Origin of the sequence: Gloeothece verrucosa PCC 7822 (assembly GCF_000147335.1) — a bacterium.
Lineage (GTDB): Bacteria > Cyanobacteriota > Cyanobacteriia > Cyanobacteriales > Microcystaceae > Gloeothece > Gloeothece verrucosa.
On sequence record NC_014501.1, the window covers coordinates 5,026,726 to 5,046,866 of the forward strand.

General features: G+C 40.5%; 19 protein-coding genes and 1 pseudogene. 10 read left to right on the forward strand and 10 right to left on the reverse strand.

Annotation, left to right across the window (positions count from 1 at the left end):
* Positions 1–7: 7 nt before the first annotated feature.
* Both nblR and CYAN7822_RS22515 read left to right on the forward strand, forming a co-directional pair.
* The gene (gene nblR, locus CYAN7822_RS22510) at positions 8–694 is read left to right on the forward strand and encodes a response regulator transcription factor NblR (RefSeq protein ID WP_013324545.1); all 687 of its coding nucleotides are present in this window, start codon (positions 8–10) and stop codon (positions 692–694) included.
* A 19-nt stretch (positions 695–713) separates the two neighbouring features.
* Positions 714–1,260, forward strand: a pseudogene (locus CYAN7822_RS22515) (DUF192 domain-containing protein).
* Positions 1,261–1,613: 353 nt separating this feature from the next.
* Here the strand turns inward: CYAN7822_RS22515 and CYAN7822_RS22520 are convergent.
* A complete protein-coding gene (locus tag CYAN7822_RS22520; protein WP_041933353.1) occupies positions 1,614–1,814 on the reverse strand; it encodes a hypothetical protein in 201 nt (66 codons plus the stop codon).
* Between the two features lie 155 nt (positions 1,815–1,969).
* On the opposite strand from CYAN7822_RS22520, the gene CYAN7822_RS22525 reads away from it, so the two are divergent.
* On the forward strand, positions 1,970–2,161 hold the full coding sequence (locus tag CYAN7822_RS22525; RefSeq protein ID WP_013324547.1) for a DUF2949 domain-containing protein: 192 nt from the start codon (positions 1,970–1,972) through the stop codon (positions 2,159–2,161).
* Between the two features lie 94 nt (positions 2,162–2,255).
* Here the strand turns inward: CYAN7822_RS22525 and CYAN7822_RS22530 are convergent, their stop codons facing one another.
* Genes CYAN7822_RS22530 through CYAN7822_RS22540 form a run of 3 tightly spaced genes read right to left on the reverse strand, consistent with a single transcriptional unit; the run spans position 2,256 to position 5,942 of the window.
* Complete coding sequence (locus CYAN7822_RS22530) at positions 2,256–3,473, reverse strand: ABC transporter permease (RefSeq protein ID WP_013324548.1); 1,218 nt, start codon at positions 3,471–3,473, stop codon at positions 2,256–2,258.
* Positions 3,446–4,411 carry a hypothetical protein gene (locus tag CYAN7822_RS34800; protein ID WP_013324549.1) on the reverse strand — a complete coding sequence of 322 codons (966 nt, stop codon included), beginning with the start codon at positions 4,409–4,411 and terminating at the stop codon, positions 3,446–3,448. Before CYAN7822_RS34800 ends, CYAN7822_RS22530 begins: the two co-directional genes overlap by 28 nt.
* Positions 4,412–4,427: 16 nt before the next feature.
* Positions 4,428–5,942 (reverse strand): efflux RND transporter periplasmic adaptor subunit, encoded by a 1,515-nt coding sequence (locus CYAN7822_RS22540; RefSeq protein WP_157871946.1) that lies wholly within the window; start codon positions 5,940–5,942, stop codon positions 4,428–4,430.
* 487 nt (positions 5,943–6,429) lie between these two features.
* On the opposite strand from CYAN7822_RS22540, the gene CYAN7822_RS22545 reads away from it, so the two are divergent.
* The gene (locus CYAN7822_RS22545; protein WP_013324551.1) at positions 6,430–7,305 is read left to right on the forward strand and encodes a tetratricopeptide repeat protein; all 876 of its coding nucleotides are present in this window, start codon (positions 6,430–6,432) and stop codon (positions 7,303–7,305) included.
* 11 nt (positions 7,306–7,316) lie between these two features.
* On the opposite strand, the gene CYAN7822_RS22550 is transcribed toward CYAN7822_RS22545, so the two are convergent.
* Positions 7,317–7,727, reverse strand: a complete 411-nt coding sequence (locus CYAN7822_RS22550; protein ID WP_013324552.1) for a response regulator — start codon at positions 7,725–7,727, stop codon at positions 7,317–7,319.
* Positions 7,728–7,933: 206 nt separating this feature from the next.
* Here CYAN7822_RS22550 and CYAN7822_RS22555 point away from each other — a divergent pair, with 206 nt between their 5' ends.
* Positions 7,934–10,546 (forward strand): DNA gyrase/topoisomerase IV subunit A, encoded by a 2,613-nt coding sequence (locus CYAN7822_RS22555; protein WP_013324553.1) that lies wholly within the window; start codon positions 7,934–7,936, stop codon positions 10,544–10,546.
* 31 nt (positions 10,547–10,577) lie between these two features.
* Positions 10,578–11,267, forward strand: coding sequence for a YdcF family protein (locus CYAN7822_RS22560; protein WP_013324554.1), 690 nt, complete (start codon positions 10,578–10,580; stop codon positions 11,265–11,267).
* 10 nt (positions 11,268–11,277) lie between these two features.
* On the opposite strand, the gene CYAN7822_RS22565 is transcribed toward CYAN7822_RS22560, so the two are convergent.
* Both CYAN7822_RS22565 and CYAN7822_RS22570 read right to left on the reverse strand, forming a co-directional pair.
* Positions 11,278–11,622 carry a hypothetical protein gene (locus CYAN7822_RS22565; protein ID WP_013324555.1) on the reverse strand — a complete coding sequence of 115 codons (345 nt, stop codon included), beginning with the start codon at positions 11,620–11,622 and terminating at the stop codon, positions 11,278–11,280.
* Positions 11,623–11,906: 284 nt separating this feature from the next.
* Positions 11,907–12,605 carry a pirin family protein gene (locus CYAN7822_RS22570; protein WP_013324556.1) on the reverse strand — a complete coding sequence of 233 codons (699 nt, stop codon included), beginning with the start codon at positions 12,603–12,605 and terminating at the stop codon, positions 11,907–11,909.
* Between the two features lie 104 nt (positions 12,606–12,709).
* Here CYAN7822_RS22570 and CYAN7822_RS22575 point away from each other — a divergent pair, with 104 nt between their 5' ends.
* Positions 12,710–13,033: a winged helix-turn-helix transcriptional regulator gene (locus CYAN7822_RS22575; protein WP_013324557.1), complete on the forward strand. Its 324-nt coding sequence runs from the start codon at positions 12,710–12,712 to the stop codon at positions 13,031–13,033.
* Between the two features lie 14 nt (positions 13,034–13,047).
* Here the strand turns inward: CYAN7822_RS22575 and CYAN7822_RS22580 are convergent, their stop codons facing one another.
* Positions 13,048–14,517: a carotenoid oxygenase family protein gene (locus CYAN7822_RS22580; RefSeq protein WP_013324558.1), complete on the reverse strand. Its 1,470-nt coding sequence runs from the start codon at positions 14,515–14,517 to the stop codon at positions 13,048–13,050.
* 30 nt (positions 14,518–14,547) lie between these two features.
* Complete coding sequence (locus CYAN7822_RS22585; protein WP_013324559.1) at positions 14,548–15,093, reverse strand: alpha/beta hydrolase; 546 nt, start codon at positions 15,091–15,093, stop codon at positions 14,548–14,550.
* 221 nt (positions 15,094–15,314) lie between these two features.
* Between CYAN7822_RS22585 and CYAN7822_RS22590 the strand changes: the two genes are divergently transcribed.
* Complete coding sequence (locus tag CYAN7822_RS22590; RefSeq protein ID WP_013324560.1) at positions 15,315–16,229, forward strand: alpha/beta fold hydrolase; 915 nt, start codon at positions 15,315–15,317, stop codon at positions 16,227–16,229.
* A gap of 70 nt (positions 16,230–16,299) precedes the next feature.
* Complete coding sequence (locus CYAN7822_RS22595; RefSeq protein ID WP_013324561.1) at positions 16,300–18,357, forward strand: thioredoxin domain-containing protein; 2,058 nt, start codon at positions 16,300–16,302, stop codon at positions 18,355–18,357.
* Between the two features lie 328 nt (positions 18,358–18,685).
* Here the strand turns inward: CYAN7822_RS22595 and CYAN7822_RS22600 are convergent, their stop codons facing one another.
* Positions 18,686–19,204, reverse strand: coding sequence for a DUF3011 domain-containing protein (locus tag CYAN7822_RS22600; RefSeq protein ID WP_013324562.1), 519 nt, complete (start codon positions 19,202–19,204; stop codon positions 18,686–18,688).
* A gap of 440 nt (positions 19,205–19,644) precedes the next feature.
* Between CYAN7822_RS22600 and CYAN7822_RS22605 the strand changes: the two genes are divergently transcribed.
* Positions 19,645–20,007 carry a hypothetical protein gene (locus CYAN7822_RS22605; RefSeq protein WP_013324563.1) on the forward strand — a complete coding sequence of 121 codons (363 nt, stop codon included), beginning with the start codon at positions 19,645–19,647 and terminating at the stop codon, positions 20,005–20,007.
* Positions 20,008–20,141: the final 134 nt, after the last annotated feature.

Consider the following 20,141-nt stretch of genomic DNA (forward strand, 5'->3'; position numbering starts at 1 on the left):
TTCTAATATGTCCTCTATCATAACCCCTTGTATATTATTTGTTCAAACCGACGAAACGTTCAATCAACGGGCTATTCTAGATTTAAAACAAGCTGGTTATCACCCTGTGGTTGTAGCCGATGTTAAAACGGCTCGTTCAGAATTTGAAATGTTGCAGCCAGCAATGATCGTTTTAGATCGCAAACGTACAGGAGAAGCCGGCGTTAAATTCTGTCGTCAGTTGCGTAAAATGGGGAGTCAGGTTTTATTGTTGATGCTGGTGGATCAAGAAACAGTAGAAGAACGCATCGCTTGTTTAGAGGCGGGAGCGGATGATTATTTATTGAAGTCTTATCAATCCGATGCCTTTCGAGAAAGAGTAAACTTCTATTTACAACCCACATCCACTGTTAAAGAGCAACTTCGTTTCGCCGATGTGGTGCTAGATCTGGCTACTCGTCGTCTTTTGATCAATGATAAAGAAATTGATTTGACCATGAAAGAATTTGAATTGCTAAAATATTTGATGTCTCATCCTCGGGAAGTGCTGACGCGAGAACAAATCCTAGAAAATGTCTGGGGTTTTGATTTTAGTGGAGAGTCGAATGTGATTGAAGTCTATGTCCGTTATCTACGGCTGAAAATGGAAAATGAAGGTCAAAAACGTTTAATCCATACGGTTCGAGGTGTTGGCTATGTTTTACGGGAAACCTAAAATACTTAATTGACAAAATATGATCGTTAATCAAAAACTGATTTTAATAGCCTTGTTAGGCGTGATGTTGTTCAGTTGTTCTTCTACACCATCAGTAGAGTCACTAGCAACCCCTTCATCAAAATTAATGCCGCCTACGGGAACAACTTCGAGATCCCAATCTAATGCTTCTGCCGGACAAATGCTACCAATTACTGCTAAGGCAATTATGCGGGGTGAAACCATTGAATTAGAAGTTGCAGCCACCCCAGAACAACAGGCTTTAGGATTAATGTATAGAACAGATCTTCCTAAAAATCGGGGTATGTTATTTCCCTTTTCTGAAGACCGTTATGCGAGTTTTTGGATGAAAAATATGAGTATTTCTTTAGATATGATTTTTTTAAAGAATGGGACTATTCAAGCGATTTACGCTAATGTACCTCCTTGTAAGACTGATCCCTGTCCAGTTTATGGACCTGCTACTTTAATTAACCAAGTTATTGAACTGCCAGCAGGACGGGGCAGCCGAACTCGGGTTAAAACCGGGTGATACTGTTAGCCTAGAGTTTTTAAATACCCCTTAATTAGGTGGGAAAATTTTATTAAGAATTATTCTACAACTCTTAACAAAATAAAACCTTTGCCGCTTAACTTTAATGGCAAAATTCTGTATAGTATATCAAAAGACAGATTTAAATCTACTTTTGGTATGATAAGCGGCTCTAGCCGAACCTGACTCTTCTATAATACATAAGAGTTAAATGCCTTTGCTAAAGTTGCTCTATCGTGGTAGCAATCAGATTAACTAAGGCATCACCTGCTCAGAACATACGAGCAAAAACCAAAGAGGTCAGCTAGTCAGTGGACTACTGCCAAAATAAGCTTCATCATCATGGCCAAAAACTAGGCAATAAATTCTTAGGAGTTTAGGCTTATTTTACGGGATCAATCCCCAAACTAACTGTTGAAGAAGATCAAAAATTTGGTATAATTCAAAACTCGAGATGTCAATGGGGGTTAAAAAGCGATTACAACCTCCTAAAGCAGTAACAGACAGAGGAGTGAGACTTCTCGGCAGATCATCAGCACTCGCCCTTCTACAGCGAAGCCAATAGTTAGGGTGTAGGCTGCGACTCAAGCCACGATCTCAAAAAGAGAAATTTCTCAATTATCTTCCACTCTGAAAAACAGACTTCTACTCTAGTAGACAGTCTACAGACTGGCTTGTTGCCACTCAAAACAGTATATCTCTGACTACACAATGAAATCTAACCTTAAAGATGGAAAAATGCCATGTCCAATCCTACCTATTCTCGATTTGTGCGCTTTTTACAAGATGAATTAGCTTTATCGACTGATTCAATCGCCATCGCCGAACGCTCTGTTCAACAAAAGCAAGGCCCATTACCGATGATTCTCTGGCAGTATGGTCTAATTACCCTGGAAGAATTAAATAGAATTTACGACTGGTTAGAGAAAATTTAACCCCTGTTTTGAATTCACAATTCTCAATGAAAATTAAAACTGAGTCAGAGCAAGGATTTATCTATTAAATGTGAGCCTTTTACCGATGGACTTTTTAGGCACTTCTAAGGGCAACAATGGGATCAAGTTTAGCCGCTCTTTGAGCAGGAACAACGCCAAAAAATAGTCCAATGCCACTAGAAACCCCAAGAGAAATAACAATAGCAACCGGGGAAACCACAGGAGATAAAGGAGAAAATGCTCCCACTAAATAGATTATTCCGACCCCCAAAAGAATACCCACAATGCCGCCGCTAGAAGAGACAAGAATGGCTTCGATTAAAAATTGAAATAAAATATCTTGCTCTCTAGCTCCAATTGCTTTTCTCAAGCCGATTTCCTGAGTTCTTTCTGTCACAGAAAATAGCATAATATTCATCACCCCTATGCCGCCCACCACCAAAGAAATTCCCGCAATAGCCGCCAACAGAATCGTCAGAGCATTCATAATATTATTAAAAATTTCTAAAAATTGTTTAGGAGCCTGAACCGCAAAATCATCTTCATCAATAATTTTATGGCGTAAGCGAAGTAAATTTTCTATTTGAAACTTAGCGGCTCGCAGGCTTTCTTCATCTTTAGCCGCCACATTAATCCAGGTAACAGCGATACCATAGGGGGAAGTTTTTCCGATCAACTGATTGGCCATCGTTGCTAAAGGAATAACCACAACATCATCATTATTTTGTCCAAAAGACGATCCCTTTTCTTCGAGAACACCAATCACCTCAAAACTAAGATTCTTAATTTGGATCTGTTTTCCTAGAGGAGATTGATTGTTAAACAAGCGTTTAAGGGCTTCTACCCCCAAGACAGCCACTCGCTTATTACGCTGTATATCAATTTCATTAATAAAGCGGCCCATTTGTACGTCAAACTTTCTAATTGATGTATATTCTGGCGTAGTTCCCACCACTTGAGTAGACATATTTCTATTAGAAAAGGCAACCATTAATCGTTGATTCAATTCAGGAGCCACTGCTGCTACTGTAGGAACTTGTGATTCAATGGCCATGGCATCAGCTAGGACTAATGTCTTGGGTAATTCTATGGTTCTCTGACGAGTTTTTCCCGAACCCGGTACCACAAATAAAGTGGTCGGGCCAAGACTTTCAATCTGTTTTACAGCCAGTTGTTTAGTGCCCTGTCCTAATCCAATCATCGCCACAACAGAAGCATTGCCAATGATAATACCTAGCATCGTCAAGCCTGTACGCATTTTATTGGCTAACAGAGTAGAGGTCGCTATTTTGAGGCTTTCAAGAATGTCCATTCAGGTCTAAATCCTTTTCTAAATTTGGCTTTGATGGGATTGACAAAAATTAAAAATATTAATCTCAAACTAAAATAGAAAATATTGTTTATCGTCAAATAATTTTTAAAAAATAACAATCCTTCTCGGCGAATTTTTTGATGATAAAATCTTATACTGTTAACAAAATCATGCCACCGTCTGCCTAAATATTCTTTCTGGATACCGCCCAAATCTAGGCGGATGTCATAAGGATTATAGTTATTACGGTTTAAATAATTTAAAGCGGTTAATCCCTGTTGTTTAGCAAATTCTTCATAAGTAATACCGGGGCGGGAATCCGGGGTAGTTTCAGGATAAATCCATTCCCAAACTGCCCAAGTCTGAGCCGCGCACTTAAATCGGGGTAGGTTTTTAGTCACTTGATGAGCTTGTAAATACAGAGCCACAGGAATTTCTCCCCAAAATCCATGCTGCCAAACTAACGATGAATCAAAAAAAACTTTAAACGCTAGGTCTTCTCCCTCATTGAGCCTGACTTTAGCCACTCGCCCAATCATTCCTTCTCCTACCACTTCTACAGATAGCTGAGTTACTCTTTCTCGGCATAATTTTCTCCTTTGATTAATTTTAATTCTAGCTTGAAAAGTCGATAAATATCCTTTTTTAAACTTGAGTAAGATTTTTTCTAAGTAAAATTTTACAGGGAATTTTTCGGGGTAGGATTGTTGAATTTTTTCGGCTAAATAATCAAAAAAAATGCAAATTTCTTCCGTTTTTACAAGGGATTTTTTTGCCGACAAATCCGCCAGGAGAAAATATAAATTATCAATTCCTTGCAAATCTTTAACCTGCTGACAAAGACGATAAAACTCTTGGGGAGATAAAAGGTTTTCTTGAGCTTTTTTGATAATCGGTAAAGTCAAATCCCAATGGTTTACAGTCCGTCTTTTTTGCATGAATAGGATTTCCCAGTTACTTATCTTCAGTTTCGTTTTTTGGCTTTTCAGGTAAATCAATAAATACTGGCTGTCCTGGGGTTAATCCTGACAAAATTTGCGTTTTATCATCCACCACCAGTCCAATATCTACCGGTTGAAACTTAGGTTTCTTATCTTGATCAGGAACATAAACACCGGTTTTGCCTTTTTGAGTAACAATAGCCACCGTAGGAACCACTAAAGCATCCTGTAACGGTTTCCCGTAAAAAGTGACATCTACATTCATTTTAGACAAAAGTCGGTTTTGACCAGGGAGTAACGCCACAGTAACTTCAAAAGATGTTACATTTTGCTCAACGATCGCTTCTGGGGCAATGCGAACCACTTGTCCTTTAAAGAGAGTATCCGGATAAGCATCAGCAACAATAGTAGCCGGTTGACCGAGTTGCAGAAAACTTAAATCGACTTCAGGAACTTTTGCCACCACTTTTAATCCCCTAGCCATGGCCAAAATTGAGGTAGAAGTGGCAGAAGCGGTACTAGAGGCTGAAGTCGTGGGGGTAACAAAGGCTCCCTCTGTGGCATATCTTTGGGTAACAATCCCATCAAAAGGAGCGCGAATAATCGTATCGTTATATTGAATTTTAATTTGTTCGAGTTGGCCCCGAGCCGCATTCACCTGAGCTTTTAACTGAGCGATTTCTGCATCTGCCGTTCTTTGCCGTTGTTCTAGGGCAATTTTCGCCTCAGCGACGGCGGCTTGTGACTCTTGAATATTTTGTTGTAGTTGATTAATTTGAGGTTGTGCAGTGTTTTCAAATTGTTGAAGACGTTGTTGAGCTTCTCGACGATTGGCTAGAGCATTAAAATAATCATTGAGGACACTATCAAATTCATCCTGAGTAATGGCTCCTTGCGTTACTAAAGCCTGTTTTCGTCTAACCCGAGATTCGGCCAATTGAAAGCGAGATTCGATGGCTTGCAGTTGTTGTTGAGCTTGTTCAATATCTTTAGGGATACTCTGTTGGGAGCGTTGTAAATTAGCGAGATTTTCCGCTAAACGGGCTTGGGCTTGACCTAAACGCGCTTTGGCTTGAGCGATTTCTCCAGGAATTTTCACTTCGGCTGCTTTGAGGTTCGCCAAGGCTTCTTGAACACGAGCTTCAGCTTGATAGCCTTGAGCCGCTATCTCGGCGTTTTCCATCACAGCTAGAACTTGCCCTTGCTTAACCGGCATCCCTTGATCCACTAATAATTTAATCATACGCCCCGGATTTTTCGGGCTAATGTTAACACTTTGAATGGGTTCTACTGTACCACTGGCCTCGATTTTCACCGAAAGGTTTTCGCGTTGAGCCACTTCGGTTAATTGAGCCAGTTCATTTTTAGGCAGGGGATTTTCAACAATTTTATAGATATAAACCCCCAAACCTAATAGCCCGCCAACCATCAGCGCGAGAATCCAGATCAGAGAACGATTGGATTTACTTGGAATATCTATCTGTAATGGAGCCAGAGAACTGCGGTGATTCTCCTCTGGTGTCGTCATCTGTTGGCTATCAACCTGATAAATCTTGCCGCCTTCAGGGTTTAAAGAAACAACCGGAGTCCGATTATTCTCTATGGGGTTGGAGGAAGAGGAATTGCCGTCAACATGATAAATCTTGCTTGAATTCGGATTTTGAGAAGGCATAATGATATCTGTCTTTTTTATCAATAAGAGTTAGGTCTTGACAATAGTTAATGAAGTTTAAAGAGGAGTGACAGAGGCTATAAGTTGGCGCGTACTTATAGAAATTTTATAAGGGCGAGAACGACTCCTTCCCGATGAAGGGGAACTGCGGCTGATGTTCGCCTTGCTGCAAGCCCTCGTTAAACGATGCACCTGATAACGAAGGGTTGTGACAGGCGGCAAAAACCCGAGCCATCATCATATATACTAACGCTCTTGACTCCCGAACCAAGTCTCTGTCAAAATGACGAATCGTTAAAATACAGATACACTAAAAACTTAGGACTTTTTCATCAACAAAACTGTGCCCAAACATCAGCGATTATTCACTATACTGGTTTGTCTAGGTTTGTGGGGTCAAGGAGTGCCAGCCTTCGCACAAGCTTTATTACCTTATAGTCCCAAACTCGACTCCGAAAAAATCGAGCAGCAAGGCTTGGAACTCGCAGAAGATGCTATTCAACTGGTGCGTTTTCAGCAACCGGAAGCCGCTCTTTCTCGAGCTAAATTGTCCACTCAATTAGCGCCCGGACATTTTCAAACCTGGTTTATCTTAGGGACCCTCTATATTCAACAAGAGGAATTCGACGCAGGCATTGATGCCCTCAATCGGGCACTGGCCTTAGAGCCAAAAGAAGCCGGAATTTTCTTTACCCTAGGAAGTGCCTATTTTCAAAGAGGAGATTATCAAACAGCCATTGCTCAGATCGACAAAGGCTTAAAACTGAAGCCAGATAACCCGGCAGCCCTGTTTGATTTAGGAAATTCTTATTATAAATTACAAAAATATCCTAAAGCGGTGGAGGCATATCAAAAAGCCGTCTCGGTCGACAAAAAGTTTTGGCCGGCCATTAACAATATGGGGCTAATCAAATATGAACAGGGAGATCTCGCAGGAGCCATAAAACAGTGGCAAGCAGCAGTGGCAATTGATAAGGAACAAGCCGAACCCCAATTAGCCCTTGCCGTTGCTACTTATGCCCAAGGACGACAACAAGAAGGGCTAAAAATGGCAGAAGCCGCCCTAACTCTTGATAGTCGTTATGCTGATTTAAAATTCCTGCAAGAAAACCTCTGGGGTGAACGTTTGCTAAGTGCGACGAAAACGCTCTTACAAACCCCGCAAATGCAAGCGGTGATCGCTCGTCTTCAAGCAGCCTCGTCGGATAGTCAGCAATAAACCCCCACAGCTTAAGGGTTGTTTTGGCTTTTAGCAATGGTTTCTAAAATCTGATTAATAAACTGTTGGTGATCAATGACGGGCTTGGAAATATAGCCATCAGCACCACTTTGAGTCAGAAAATACTCCCGATCACCCTCCATCGCATGGGCTGTCACTAAAATTATGGGGAGATGGGCGGTTGTCGGGTCTGACTTAAGCATCTGAGTAATTTTTATCCCATCCACTGCTTTACCTTGGTAAATACTGTGGGACAGAGAAACATCCATTAAAATAATATCGGCTTCTCTGGCTTGGGCGATCCGCATAATTTCTTCAACATCTTCGCTGCCTTTAATTTCTAAGCCGCCGCGCTTAGTGAGTATTTTGGCAAATACCCGAAAATTGATCGGATCATCTTCTACAATCAAAACGGTTGTCATCTAAAAATCTACGAGTGGATGGTCAGGAAACAGAATTATTTATAAGCCAGAAAAAGAGAAAAATCAAGTATCTTGAGATTATGAGCAAGATTTTTCACCCCATCAACCTAACACCTAAAACCTTTCTGGCTAAACGAGGGTATGGTTAAAGTAGGGGACAAATGATCTCCTTTATTGACGCAATTAAACTAGGAAAGTAAAGACTCATGGCAAGACAGCTAGATTTGTTAGCGACTGGTCAAATTATTCCCACAGCACTTCATCAGGAAATGGAACGATCATATCTTGAATATGCCATGAGCGTGATTGTGGGACGAGCATTACCTGACGTGCGCGATGGACTTAAACCTGTGCATCGTCGGATTTTATACGCGATGTATGAACTCGGGTTAACCCCTGATCGCCCTTACCGTAAATGCGCCCGGGTAGTGGGAGACGTACTGGGAAAATATCACCCTCACGGCGATCAAGCTGTTTACGATGCTTTGGTGAGGATGGTACAAGACTTTTCTACCCGTTACCCTCTCTTAGCTGGACATGGGAATTTTGGCAGTGTGGATAATGACCCGCCGGCCGCCATGCGTTACACAGAAACTCGTCTAGCTCCCATTGCTCACGAAGCGATTTTGGGCAATATTAGTGAAGCGATTGTAGACTTTACCAGCAATTTTGATAATTCCCAACAAGAACCCGTCGTCTTACCGGCTCAGTTGCCCCTATTATTACTCAATGGCTGTTCGGGGATCGCTGTGGGTATGGCCACGAATATTCCCCCTCATAATTTGGGCGAGATTGTCGATGGATTAATTGCTTTGATCGATCATCCTCAACTTGAGGACCGGCAATTGTGGGAAATTATTCCGGGTCCGGATTTTCCCACCGGCGGAGAAATTATCGATACTGAGGGAATTATCGAAGCCTATCGTACCAGCAAGGGGATTATTCCTATTCGCGGAGTCACTCACCTAGAAACGATTTCTTTAGAAGGGCGACGACCCAAAGAGCGTACGGCTATTGTGGTAACTGAGTTGCCCTATCAAGTCAATAAGTCAGCTTGGATTGAAAAAGTGGCTGAGTTGGTTAATCAAGGCCGTTTGGAGGGGATAGCCGATATCCGTGATGAAAGTGATCGCCTGGGTATGCGGGTGGTGATCGAACTTAAACGAGAAACTGATTCCCAAAAGATTTTAGACAATCTTTACAGACAGACGGCTCTACAAACTAATTTCGGCACCATTCTCTTAGCCTTGGTGGAGAATAAACCTTGTCAGCTATCTTTACGACAGCTATTAGAAGAGTTCTTAAAGTTTCGAGAACAGACCCTCATTCGTCAATATTCCCATGAATTAGCTCAGGCCCAACATCGGCTACATTTGCTCTCTGGGTTATTAATCGCTTTAAGAAATTTAGACAGGGTGATTGATATTCTCAGGAATTCTCCGGATGGTACTACCGCTAAACAACGATTTAGCGAAGCGTTTAATCTCTCTGAAGAACAATCTGATTCGATTTTGTCGATGCCTATGCGTCGTCTGACGGGTTTAGAACAACAAAAATTAGACACCGAGTATCAAGAGTTAGAACAACGGATTAATCAGTTACAAACTTTATTAAATGACCGCAATGAACTGATGAAATCCCTTAAAAAAGAGTTGCGCTCTCTTAAACGGAAATTTGCTAACCCACGTCGCACTCGGATTCGCTCTTGCCTTTCAACCCCTTCCTCGTCTTCTCCTGAGATCCTAGATTCCCTGCCGCCAGGCAAAAAACGAGTGGTTTTACCCACCGTTACCGATGAACCCATCAAGACGGAAAACGCGGCTAAAAAAGCGAGTGACTCCCCGAAAAATGCCACCCCAAAAGCTCAGCAATCGGGGCAAAATTCTTCCTTTACGCTTTTTACCCCTCAAACTCCCCCGGCTGATGCCCTGTTAACCATTACTTATCAAGGTTACATCTATTGGCAGTCGTCTGTACAGGCGACTGACTCTATTGCTTCACTCAAGCAAGAGGAAGATTTTCCGATTTATCGGCAAGCGATTGCACAAAAAGAGCTATTAATTGTTATTACTAATCAGGGAAAAGCTTATCCGATTTCAGTGGTGGACATTCCCCCAAAAGATAGTCAAGCTTGTTCTTTGTTGAGTCTTTTACCCAATGCTGCCCAAAAAAAAGCTGAAAAAGTGGTCGGTTACTTTTTTTTACCTGAAGAAAAAAATACCCATGAGTTAATTTTATTGAGTCAACAAGGACGAATTAAACGCCTACCGCTATCGGAGTTGAATCAATTGGGAAATCGGGGATTAGCACTGATTAAATTTAAAGATGCCGATGAACTCAGTTATGTCTGTTTAAGTTCTGTTGACGAGGAAATCGCTATCGCTACGACAGGAGGACGGATACTGCGCTTTAAAATCAGTGATGAACTGCTCAGTCTTATGGGGCGTAATGCTCAAGGAAATCAAGCTTTACGATTACGCTATGGAGAACATTTGGCTGGATGTGTCACCACAAAAGCGCAAGATTATTTAGTGCTTATTACTCAGTTAGGATATGCAAAACGTTTACCGGTCAATAGTTTACGGATAACCAAATTAGGAGAAATTGGCACAACGGCTCTACAATTTAGTACCAAGACGGATAATTTAGCCGGCATAGTCTTAAACCAACCCTCCGGCAAAGTTGCCTTAATAACTAATCAACAACGACGATTAATTCTGTCTGCTGAATCAGTGGGCATCTGGGGAAAAGATGGTGTAGGCGATCGATTAGTTAAATTAAAATCAGAAGAAAGTATTGTGCTGGTGGTCGGTTGTTAACAAATCGTAATTTCTTTAAATGAGTTGAAAGGTGAAACGTCGTAAAATTGATTTAACTGGTCGTTTGGCTCAAAAAAAACGACAAAGATTTTTTAAACTGGCTTTAATAGCTGGGATCGCCTTGATGGTGATTAGTTTACTTTTTAATGTAGCCGTTAGACTTCCTCTCAATTCGTCGGCTCCGGTAGATGGTATTTTAGTTCTCGGCGGTAGTATTCAACGAGAAATTTATGCCGCTCGACTCACTCATCTGCATTCAAATATTCCTGTGATTATCTCTACTGGGTCAAAAGATCCTTGTATTTGGTTACTTTTTAAACGAAATATGGCTCAATCCAATAAAGTAATCTTAGAAAAATGTGCTAATTCAACTTTTGGGAACTTTTTTTATAGTGTGCCCATTCTACGGCATTGGGGAGTTCATAAAGTTAAAGTGATTACTTCCCCTTCCCATCTGCCGCGTGCTAAGTGGTTAGCTCAAATTCATTTGGGAGCGCAGGGAATCGCTGTGGAGATGGATTTAGTGAAAGAAAAAGGAATTCCCGGCAACAATGAAAATGATCTGAAAACTGTTTTGGATATTACCCGCAGTTTAATCTGGGCAGTTTTGAGTCAAGTTATTCATCCACCTTGCTTTCATACCACCCCTTTAGCTGATGTCAATATGCAAGAATGGACCACTCATAAATTTCACTGTGAAAGACAGGGACATCTCCCATAGACTTCTTGATTTATTGAGGCAAAATGGGGACAATCCCTTGTATTTGATAAGAGTAGTTGGTTCCTACCATTGATACCAGGAAAATCGCTAGTGGACTGCCGGGACCGGCTTCACCTGGAACCGCGAAAGAATAGGTATCTTGAATAATCCAGTATTGTCCATCAGGAGAGCGTTCACAATCAAAATTTCCTAGTGCATAAGCAATTTCTTTACTACCTTTATAGCCATTAACTCTCCCCTTTTTATCGGCACTGTAGCACAAAATATTTAACTCTGGATAGAGTCTTTCGGGAATAGAACTGACATCTGGCCCCCGCACTAACCATCTAAGAAAAAGTTGCCAATGCCAAGGCATATAATAAATTCCGTAAAATATTAGGCTAATAGATAAAATTCCTGTCGTGGATAACAGGATAAGGTTTAAATTGCTTTTGCGTTTGGTTGTTTGTAAACGAGTTTTTACGTTAAGTCTGGATTTTTTCACCGGGTCAATTTGCCAAAAATACAAGTAATGTTAAGGGATTTTCAGGCGGGTTAGGGTATCTTTAGCAAAACGAGTTAAAACTCCACTAAAGTTTTAAGGTTTTGGATGAGCTTGAACGATAAAGATTTTGATCATGATTAGAGGCTTTTGGGGGGTTAAGCGAGGTCAAATACGAGGATTTCTGCTTCAGTTTGAGCCTTGATTGTTAACTTTGTTTCTTCGCTGATAGCTGCTCCATCACCGGTATGTAAGATCATACCATTAAGATCAATTTCTCCTTTAGCCACTTGAAGCCACAGATGACGCTCTAAGGGCACTCTATAGGTTAGATCTTGGTTTTTGAGGAGTTTGGCGGCATATAATTGTACATCTTGATGAATCGTGATAACTCCTTTACTGCTATCTGGTGCGGCAATGAGTTGTAATTCTCCTGGTGTTTTGTCTAAGTCAATTTTTTTCTGTTCATAACTGGGGGGTAAGCCTTTTTCACGGGGAATAATCCAAATTTGGAAAAAATGCACAGGAGTGCTTTTAGAATGATTATATTCACTATGTAAAATTCCTGTGCCTGCGCTCATGCGCTGAACTTCTCCAGGTCTAATGATGGAACCATTTCCCATGCTATCTTTATGTTCTAATTCTCCCTCTAGAACATAAGTCAGGATTTCCATATCTCGATGTCCGTGAGTGTCAAAGCCGGCACCCCCTATCACCCGGTCTTCATTAATGACTCGTAAACTTCTAAACCCCATGTAATCTGGGTCGTAATAGTTGGCAAAAGAAAAGGTATGGTAACTTTTTAACCATCGATAATCGGCATATCCTCTTTTTTCGGAGCTACGAATAGTAATCATGTTTTTTCCCTTTCGATTAATTCTCTGTTTGTTTTTACTTTAAACAATTTCTTTTAGAATGGGAAGTACGCACTTTTTAGTCAGTTAGTTACCCAGAGGATACTATGACAGCCGCTCCTAAATTTCCCCCTAAAACATCTTGTCCCGCCGAAAAAACGCTACAGGCCCTTAGTGGTCGCTGGAAAATTTTAATTTTGCGAGAATTATTTGACGGGGTTAAGCGGTTTGGAGAACTGCAAAAAGCCTTAAGCGGCATTACCCAAAAAATTTTAACTCAACAATTACGAGAATTAGAAGCTGATGGAATTATTGACAGAAAAGTTTATCCTCAAATTCCGCCTAAAGTGGAGTATTCGCTGACTCCTCTAGGGGAAAGTTTACAACCTATTTTAGAGACGATGCACGATTGGGCGGTTAAATATCATTGAGATAAGTTGATTTTTTATCCTATCTGTTTTTTAGAGATCCAGTTGCCATGAAATCCATTAGGAACCCGAACGGGTAAATGCACGGTAGCGATGGGTTCTTTATCGAAGTTAGCGGGGTCTAAAATTAATAAATCACTGGTTTGCTTGTTTTCGTCATACACTAAAGTCAGTACATATCCATCTAATTCTGAAGTGCCGTTTTCTTTGGCGGCAAAAGCGGGTTCTCCTACATAACAACCGGCTTTCAATTGATGTACTTTGCTAGTTTTATTAATCACATCATATTGAACCAATTGGCTAAAATAATTCGGCTTTTTGTTTTCTAACATTTCTTGTTTATCGAGATAAACAGTATAGCCAAATTGATATTTTTTCCCTAATTGTCTTGAATCTAAAATCGGAAACTCAACATTTCTATCATCTAACGCAGAAGATTTAACGGTTTTTTGGGCTAAATTAATCACCAATCGCTGAAAGTTGCAAGAGTTAGCCATCATCGCTTCCACAGAACCGTCTAATTGCATAGAGGGATAATAAACAAAATCCACAGAAATATTTCCCTCTTCTTCAAAAGCATTCATAAAGTGCCAAACCCAAAATGCCTCAGTTTCAATCACTATTGGCGATTGTTTCCAATTTTTACGGTTAATTAAGATAATTTTTGTCCCTCGTTCAGGTTGCCATTTCAAGGGGTTATAAGTGTTTTTTGCTTGTTGAAAATCAAATCCCAAAGGACAAACAAAGAAAATGACATGATTTTCGGTTATGGCCATATCATGCAACAAAACCGGTTGAGGAATTTCAATGGGGACAGTTCTAATTATTTTTCCTTGGGAATTAGCGACATAATAATGTAAGTAAGGAGCATTAAAGAAGGAATAACGATAAAAATGTAATTCTCCTGTCTGAGAATCAATTTTAGGATGAGCGGTCATCGATTGTTCTAATTTCCCCCCAAAATCCCAGACTCCAACCGTTTCTAATTCAGGGGTAATTTGATAGGGTAATCCAATTTCATATAAGGCTAAAAGTTGACCTTGATAAGCAATAACATTGGTATTAGCCGCATTATGAAATTTTAATTCATTAATTTCTTTTCCTTCAAACATTTTATAAGCTAACTCTCGCGTTTGTACCCAACGATTTCGATAGCTCACTTTTCCATTTTCAAAATAAAATGCGTGCAGCATTCCGTCCCCTTCTAAGGGAAAATTATAGGTAGTGGGTTTATACATCGGGTTAGGGCCATTACGGACATACATCCCCTCTAAATCGGGCGGAATTTGACCGGTAATTTTTACTTTATCTACATCGACTTCCTCAAAAACTGGTGCGTTAATTCCTTGCAGAAAAATATTATTACTTTTCCAAGCAGGGTATTTTTTTGAGGATTTATAAACTGATTGAGCATTGGTTCTCCAGGGATGAGTTTCCACCGCCACCAACGCGGCCAGCGTACTAAGCAAAAATTCTCGTCTTTTCATGGCTTTTATCTCTTATTGATTAAACTTTCATTAATTGGGTGAACTTAATCCCCCATTTTTCATTAATTTTGCCATTGATTTTAAATCAATCCACACTGCGTCTGTGGGAAAATATCGCATGATATCAATCGCTGTCCAGCCATCTTGAGTTTGATTGAAAGCGGCTAAAATTAAAGCGCTCCGAATGGCATAAAATCCGTTATACCCATAATGGGTACTAAAAATGTCTCCCATACTTTTTAACATATCTTCCATGATGGGAGTTCGCAATAAACGGGAAAACTGAACCCCGTCAATTTTATGAGTTTGTTGCAAAGTTTGACGAAGATTCAGCAAGCTTGCTTTATCCATGTGACTAGCATAAAAAGCAAATTCTTTGGTGATTTTTCCTTCTTTGGCATAGATTTCTAATGATTCTACAGACAGAGAAAATTTAAAAGGTCCATAAATTAAATAGAGACGTTCTGCACTGAGAGCCGGCTTGGGGGTTAGAATCACTAAAACTATGCCTAAACTCGTTATTAGAGATGGCAAAACATCAGTTAATAACTTTTGCTTAATCTTATTAAAAACCATTACATTTTTTTGACAATCATTAATTATCCTATAGATAAATTCTAAATAGTAAACTCAGATAGAATTGTTAAATTTTTCTTGAAAATTGTTAATCTTAGGGAATAATATTTGTATATTTGAAAACAAATGCCCGTTAAATAATTTAGGTTTTTTTAAGATATTAAGCTTGAGCTAGAAAGAAATGATTAAAATAACAGTGGATTAAATTTGAGCCTAAAAAAATGATTGAACCCATCGGCGTAGAAACCCAATCTGTCCTCACCTCTCTCGGGACAATGGTGTACTATACTCCCACTAAATCCCCCTGGTACTCCGAAACAGAGCAAAATGCCGAAGAATTACCCACCTTAATTTTTTTACATGGTTTTGGGGGGGGTTCTTCAGCTTATGAATGGTCCCAAGTCTATCCGGCGTTTGCCAGCGATTATCGGGTATTAGCAGCAGATTTGATCGGATGGGGACGTTCTCAGCATCCACAACGTAATTACACACCCGAAGATTACATCAGCACCATCATTGAGTTTATTGACAATACCGTTAATTCCCCCTCCGAGTCGGTGGCGGTGGTAGCTTCTTCTCTGACGGCGGCGTTAACGATCCGGGCGGCGATTGAACGTCCTGAGTTATTTAAATGTCTCATTTTGACCACTCCTGCCGGTTTATCAGATTTTGGCGAAGATTACACCCGCAGCATTTTTGCTCAGATCGTCAAAACGCCGATTCTAGATAAATTTATCTATAGTGCAGGAGTCGCTACTTCTGGCGGGATTCTCAATTTCTTACAAACTCGTCAATTTGCACGGCCTGAGCGCATTTATCCGGAAATAGTAGAAGCCTATTTAAAATCGGCCCAACAACCTAACGCAGAATATGCCGCGCTGTCGTTTGTGCGCGGAGACTTATGTTTTGATTTATCTCGATATATAACTCAGTTAAAAACCCCCACAGCGATGATTTGGGGACAAAAATCCCAGTTTACCGGGCCTGAAATTGGCAAACGTTTAGCGGCACTCAATCCAGAAGCGGTTAAAATTTTTCAAGAATTAGAGGATGTGGGTTTAACCCCACAGTTGGAATTACCTGGGGTCACTATAGGATTAATTAGAAAGTTTCTAAAATTGTTAATGAGTCATTAGTGATTTCAGAGCATCTTTCCCCTGTTCTCTTCTCTCTAGTGTTTAATTGAAAAAAATATAGAGTGCTATTATGCCTAACCGTCTTGCTCAAGTCAAAAGTCTTTATCTCCGTAAACACGCCAATAATCCGATTGATTGGTGGTCTTGGTGCGATGAAGCACTGAACACAGCTAAAGCCGAAAATCGCCCTATTTTTCTCTCAATCGGCTATTCTAGCTGTCACTGGTGTACCGTTATGGAAGGAGAAGCTTTCTCTGATGCGGCAATTGCAGAGTATATGAATACTCACTTTTTACCGATTAAAGTCGATCGAGAAGAAAGGCCGGACCTTGACAGTATTTATATGCAGGCACTTCAGATGATGATCGGACAAGGCGGCTGGCCGCTCAATATTTTTCTGACTCCTGATGATTTAGTGCCTTTCTATGGAGGAACTTATTTTCCTGTAGAACCTCGTTATAATCGTCCGGGTTTTTTGCAAGTGTTACAGTCGGTACGTCATTTCTATGACAACGAAAAAGACAAGCTAAAGTCTTTTAAAAAAGAAATATTAGAGGTGCTTCAGAGTGCTACGGTTTTACCCCTCGGTGATGCCAATCTCGTGTCTAATGATTTATTTTATCGAGGAATAGAGACTAATACCGCAGTTATTACCAATAGTGCCAATGATTTTGGTCGTCCCAGTTTTCCCATGATTCCTTATGCGAATTTAACGCTACAAGGTAGCCGCTTTGAGTTTCAATCTCAAAACGATGGCAAACAAGCCGCCATCCAACGAGGAGAAGATTTAGCTTTAGGGGGGATATATGACCATATCGGCGGTGGTTTTCATCGCTATACGGTAGATTCTACCTGGACAGTGCCCCATTTTGAAAAGATGCTCTATGATAATGGGCAAATCGTTGAGTATTTGGCTAATCTTTGGAGTAGTGAAGTGCAAAAACCTTCCTTAGCTCGGGCGATCGCGGGAACGGTACAATGGTTAAAACGAGAAATGACGGCACCTGAAGGCTATTTTTATGCGGCTCAAGATGCGGATAGTTTTACGACTCCAGAGGATGTGGAACCTGAAGAAGGCGCTTTTTATGTTTGGTCCTATTCAGACATCCAACAACTGCTCAGTACAGATGAATTAGAGGCGTTGAAAACGGCTTTTACTGTTACCCCCGAGGGCAATTTTGAAGGAAAAAATGTTTTACAACGCGCCTCAGAGGGAAAATTTGCCGAAGACTTTGAAGCGGTTTTAGATAAATTATTTGCTGTGCGCTACGGTGCCTCATCTTCAACCCTTGACCGCTTTCCCCCAGCAAGAAATAATGCAGAAGCAAAAAGCGGTAATTGGCCAGGCCGCATCCCGCCTGTGACAGATACAAAAATGATTGTCGCCTGGAATAGTTTAATGATCTCGGGATTAGCGAGAGCTTATGGCGTATTTAGAGAGCCTTTATACTGGGAATTAGCCGTAGGTGCCACTGAGTTTATTTTCACTCATCAATGGAAAAATGGTCGCCTTCATCGCTTAAATTATGAGGGAGAAACAGGCGTTTTAGCTCAGTCTGAAGATTATGCCTTTTTGATTAAAGCTTTACTGGATTTACAAACAGCCTCCCCGGCAGAAACCGAATGGTTAAACAAAGCTATTAGCGTGCAACAGGAATTTGATAATTTGTTTTGGTCAGTAGAAATGGGAGGGTATTACAATAATTCCACTGATAATAGCCAAGATTTAATCGTTAAAGAAAGAAGCTATATTGATAATGCTACCCCCTCAGCCAATGGAGTAGCCGTTACTAATTTAATTCGGTTAGCGCGATTAACGGAAAACTTAGAATATTTGAGTCAAGCTGAACAAACTTTACAGGCTTTTAGTAGTATACTCAAACAGTCTCCCCAAGCTTGTCCGAGTTTATTTACAGCTTTAGATTGGTATCGCTATAGTATTTCTGTTCGTTCTAAACCCGATATTTTAGAGCGGCTAATCTTTCAATATTTTCCTACTGCTGTGTATCGAGTAGACCATCAGCTTGCGGATCAGGTAGAGGGTTTAGTCTGTCAGGGTTTATCTTGTCTAGAACCTGCTCGTAGTTTAGAAAAATTACAACAGCAGATCAAGCAAGCTACCTCTTAATTATAAGTAAAGACGGGAGTGCGAAAACTCCTCGTTTTTAAACAGGAGATGAAGCACGACTCGCTGATTTTAATCAGCGTCAATATTTGTTGGCTTTGGAGAGTTTTTGGGCTATAATTAATCTAGTCAGTAGTCAGTATAAGACTTAAAAACCTATCGGGGGACTCTCGAAAAGTGTACGCCTAACACCTGAATCGACAGGGTTTTGAGGAAATATCACTTCGCCTTTTAAGGCTAATGAGGTGAGCCTAGGAACTTGTGAAAACAAGATAATAACTATCCCGTAAGGGATACGTTATGAATCTGCCGAACTTCAGTCGGCAGAGTGTCAACGTCTGGATTCAAACTCAGCGCGACAACCATTTCTAACGATCACATAGCCATTGTGGTAACGCCAATTGTCTTGACAAGATTTGTTGGAAAGTTGTCGCACCAGTCTGACTCCTCCACTTGCTTGAATTCGACATCGTTGTGTTTCTCCATCCTTACTGGCGCAGGTAATACGATCACGGTCATCATCACGATTACGGTCACGGTCACGATTATAATCCTGATCATCCCTATGATAATGGTGATAATGATCACCGTCGGCAGCAAATTTTGCCCGACAGCCATCTCTAACTTCTACATATCCTCTCCCGTAACTCCAACGATCCCGACAATGAGTGTCAGACAGTTCCTCGACTAAATCTACACCGCCTCGGGTATCCATCGGACAGCGTTGAGTTCGTCCTTTTCGGCTTTCGCAAACGAGAGTATTTTCGGCGGCTGCCCTAGATTCCCAGAGAAAATTACTCGATAGCAATAAACAACAGCAACTGGTTAAGGCTAGAGTTTTCCTGAACATTATTTAATCCTCGATCTATATTTCTACATCTAACATAGGCAGAGGTCAAAAGTGATGTCAGTCCCATCTTAAAGAGAATTAATAGGCATTAAGTGGAATAAAGTAGAATTGAGCAACTTAAAGGCGTGACAGCTTACCATTGCCTTCTGCCCCCTGCCTCCTCCTATAACTAGACTTTTGTCCACTTACTTTTGAGTTGCTAAAATTCTCTTTCTCTTTCAGGAAAATACGACTTTTGTTAGATGGGAAACTCATCAGGTAATGGTTAACATAATTTCGTGTACAAAAATTTGATGGAAACATCAAATCCACTAATTAAGTTAAGATATCCAATCACTATTTATAACGTGATTTGTGTGGCTATTATTACTTATGAATAGCCCCCTAATGTTGTGGATTTTTAAAGCAAAAATTTCAAGGAAAAAACCTGGAGGATTACTGTGAATAACTTGATTTCTCGTGCTATCTCTTGTTTAAAAGAAGCTAAAATCGAGCGTCTTTTTGCTGGAGTTTTAGCCGCTATTTTATTCTTGGTCACCAATCCTAATGTCGGAGCAAATTCTCAACCCATCGGGGAAAGAATTGGCCAACAGCAACATCAGACCAGTAAAAATACTGAAAGACCTAAAACCACAGGAGAATTTCTTGATGAAGCTAGAGGCGATGTCCCTCTCGATGAGAGACTTTACAATATTACCCGAGATTCAGCAGAAGCTTTCCAACAATTTGGAGAAGGCATTGGTAACAGTGCCAAAGAAACCGTAAAGGAACTGAAGAAAAATATCACCAATTCAGACACCTAAAAAGCCATAGGCAAAAGACTATCGGGAAATCGTTGCTGTAATACCCTAATCATGCAATTAATATTCCTCACTTTTACCTATTATAATTAGAGGCATTAAGTTGAGTCCGAAATTAAACTTTTCGGCTCAATTTA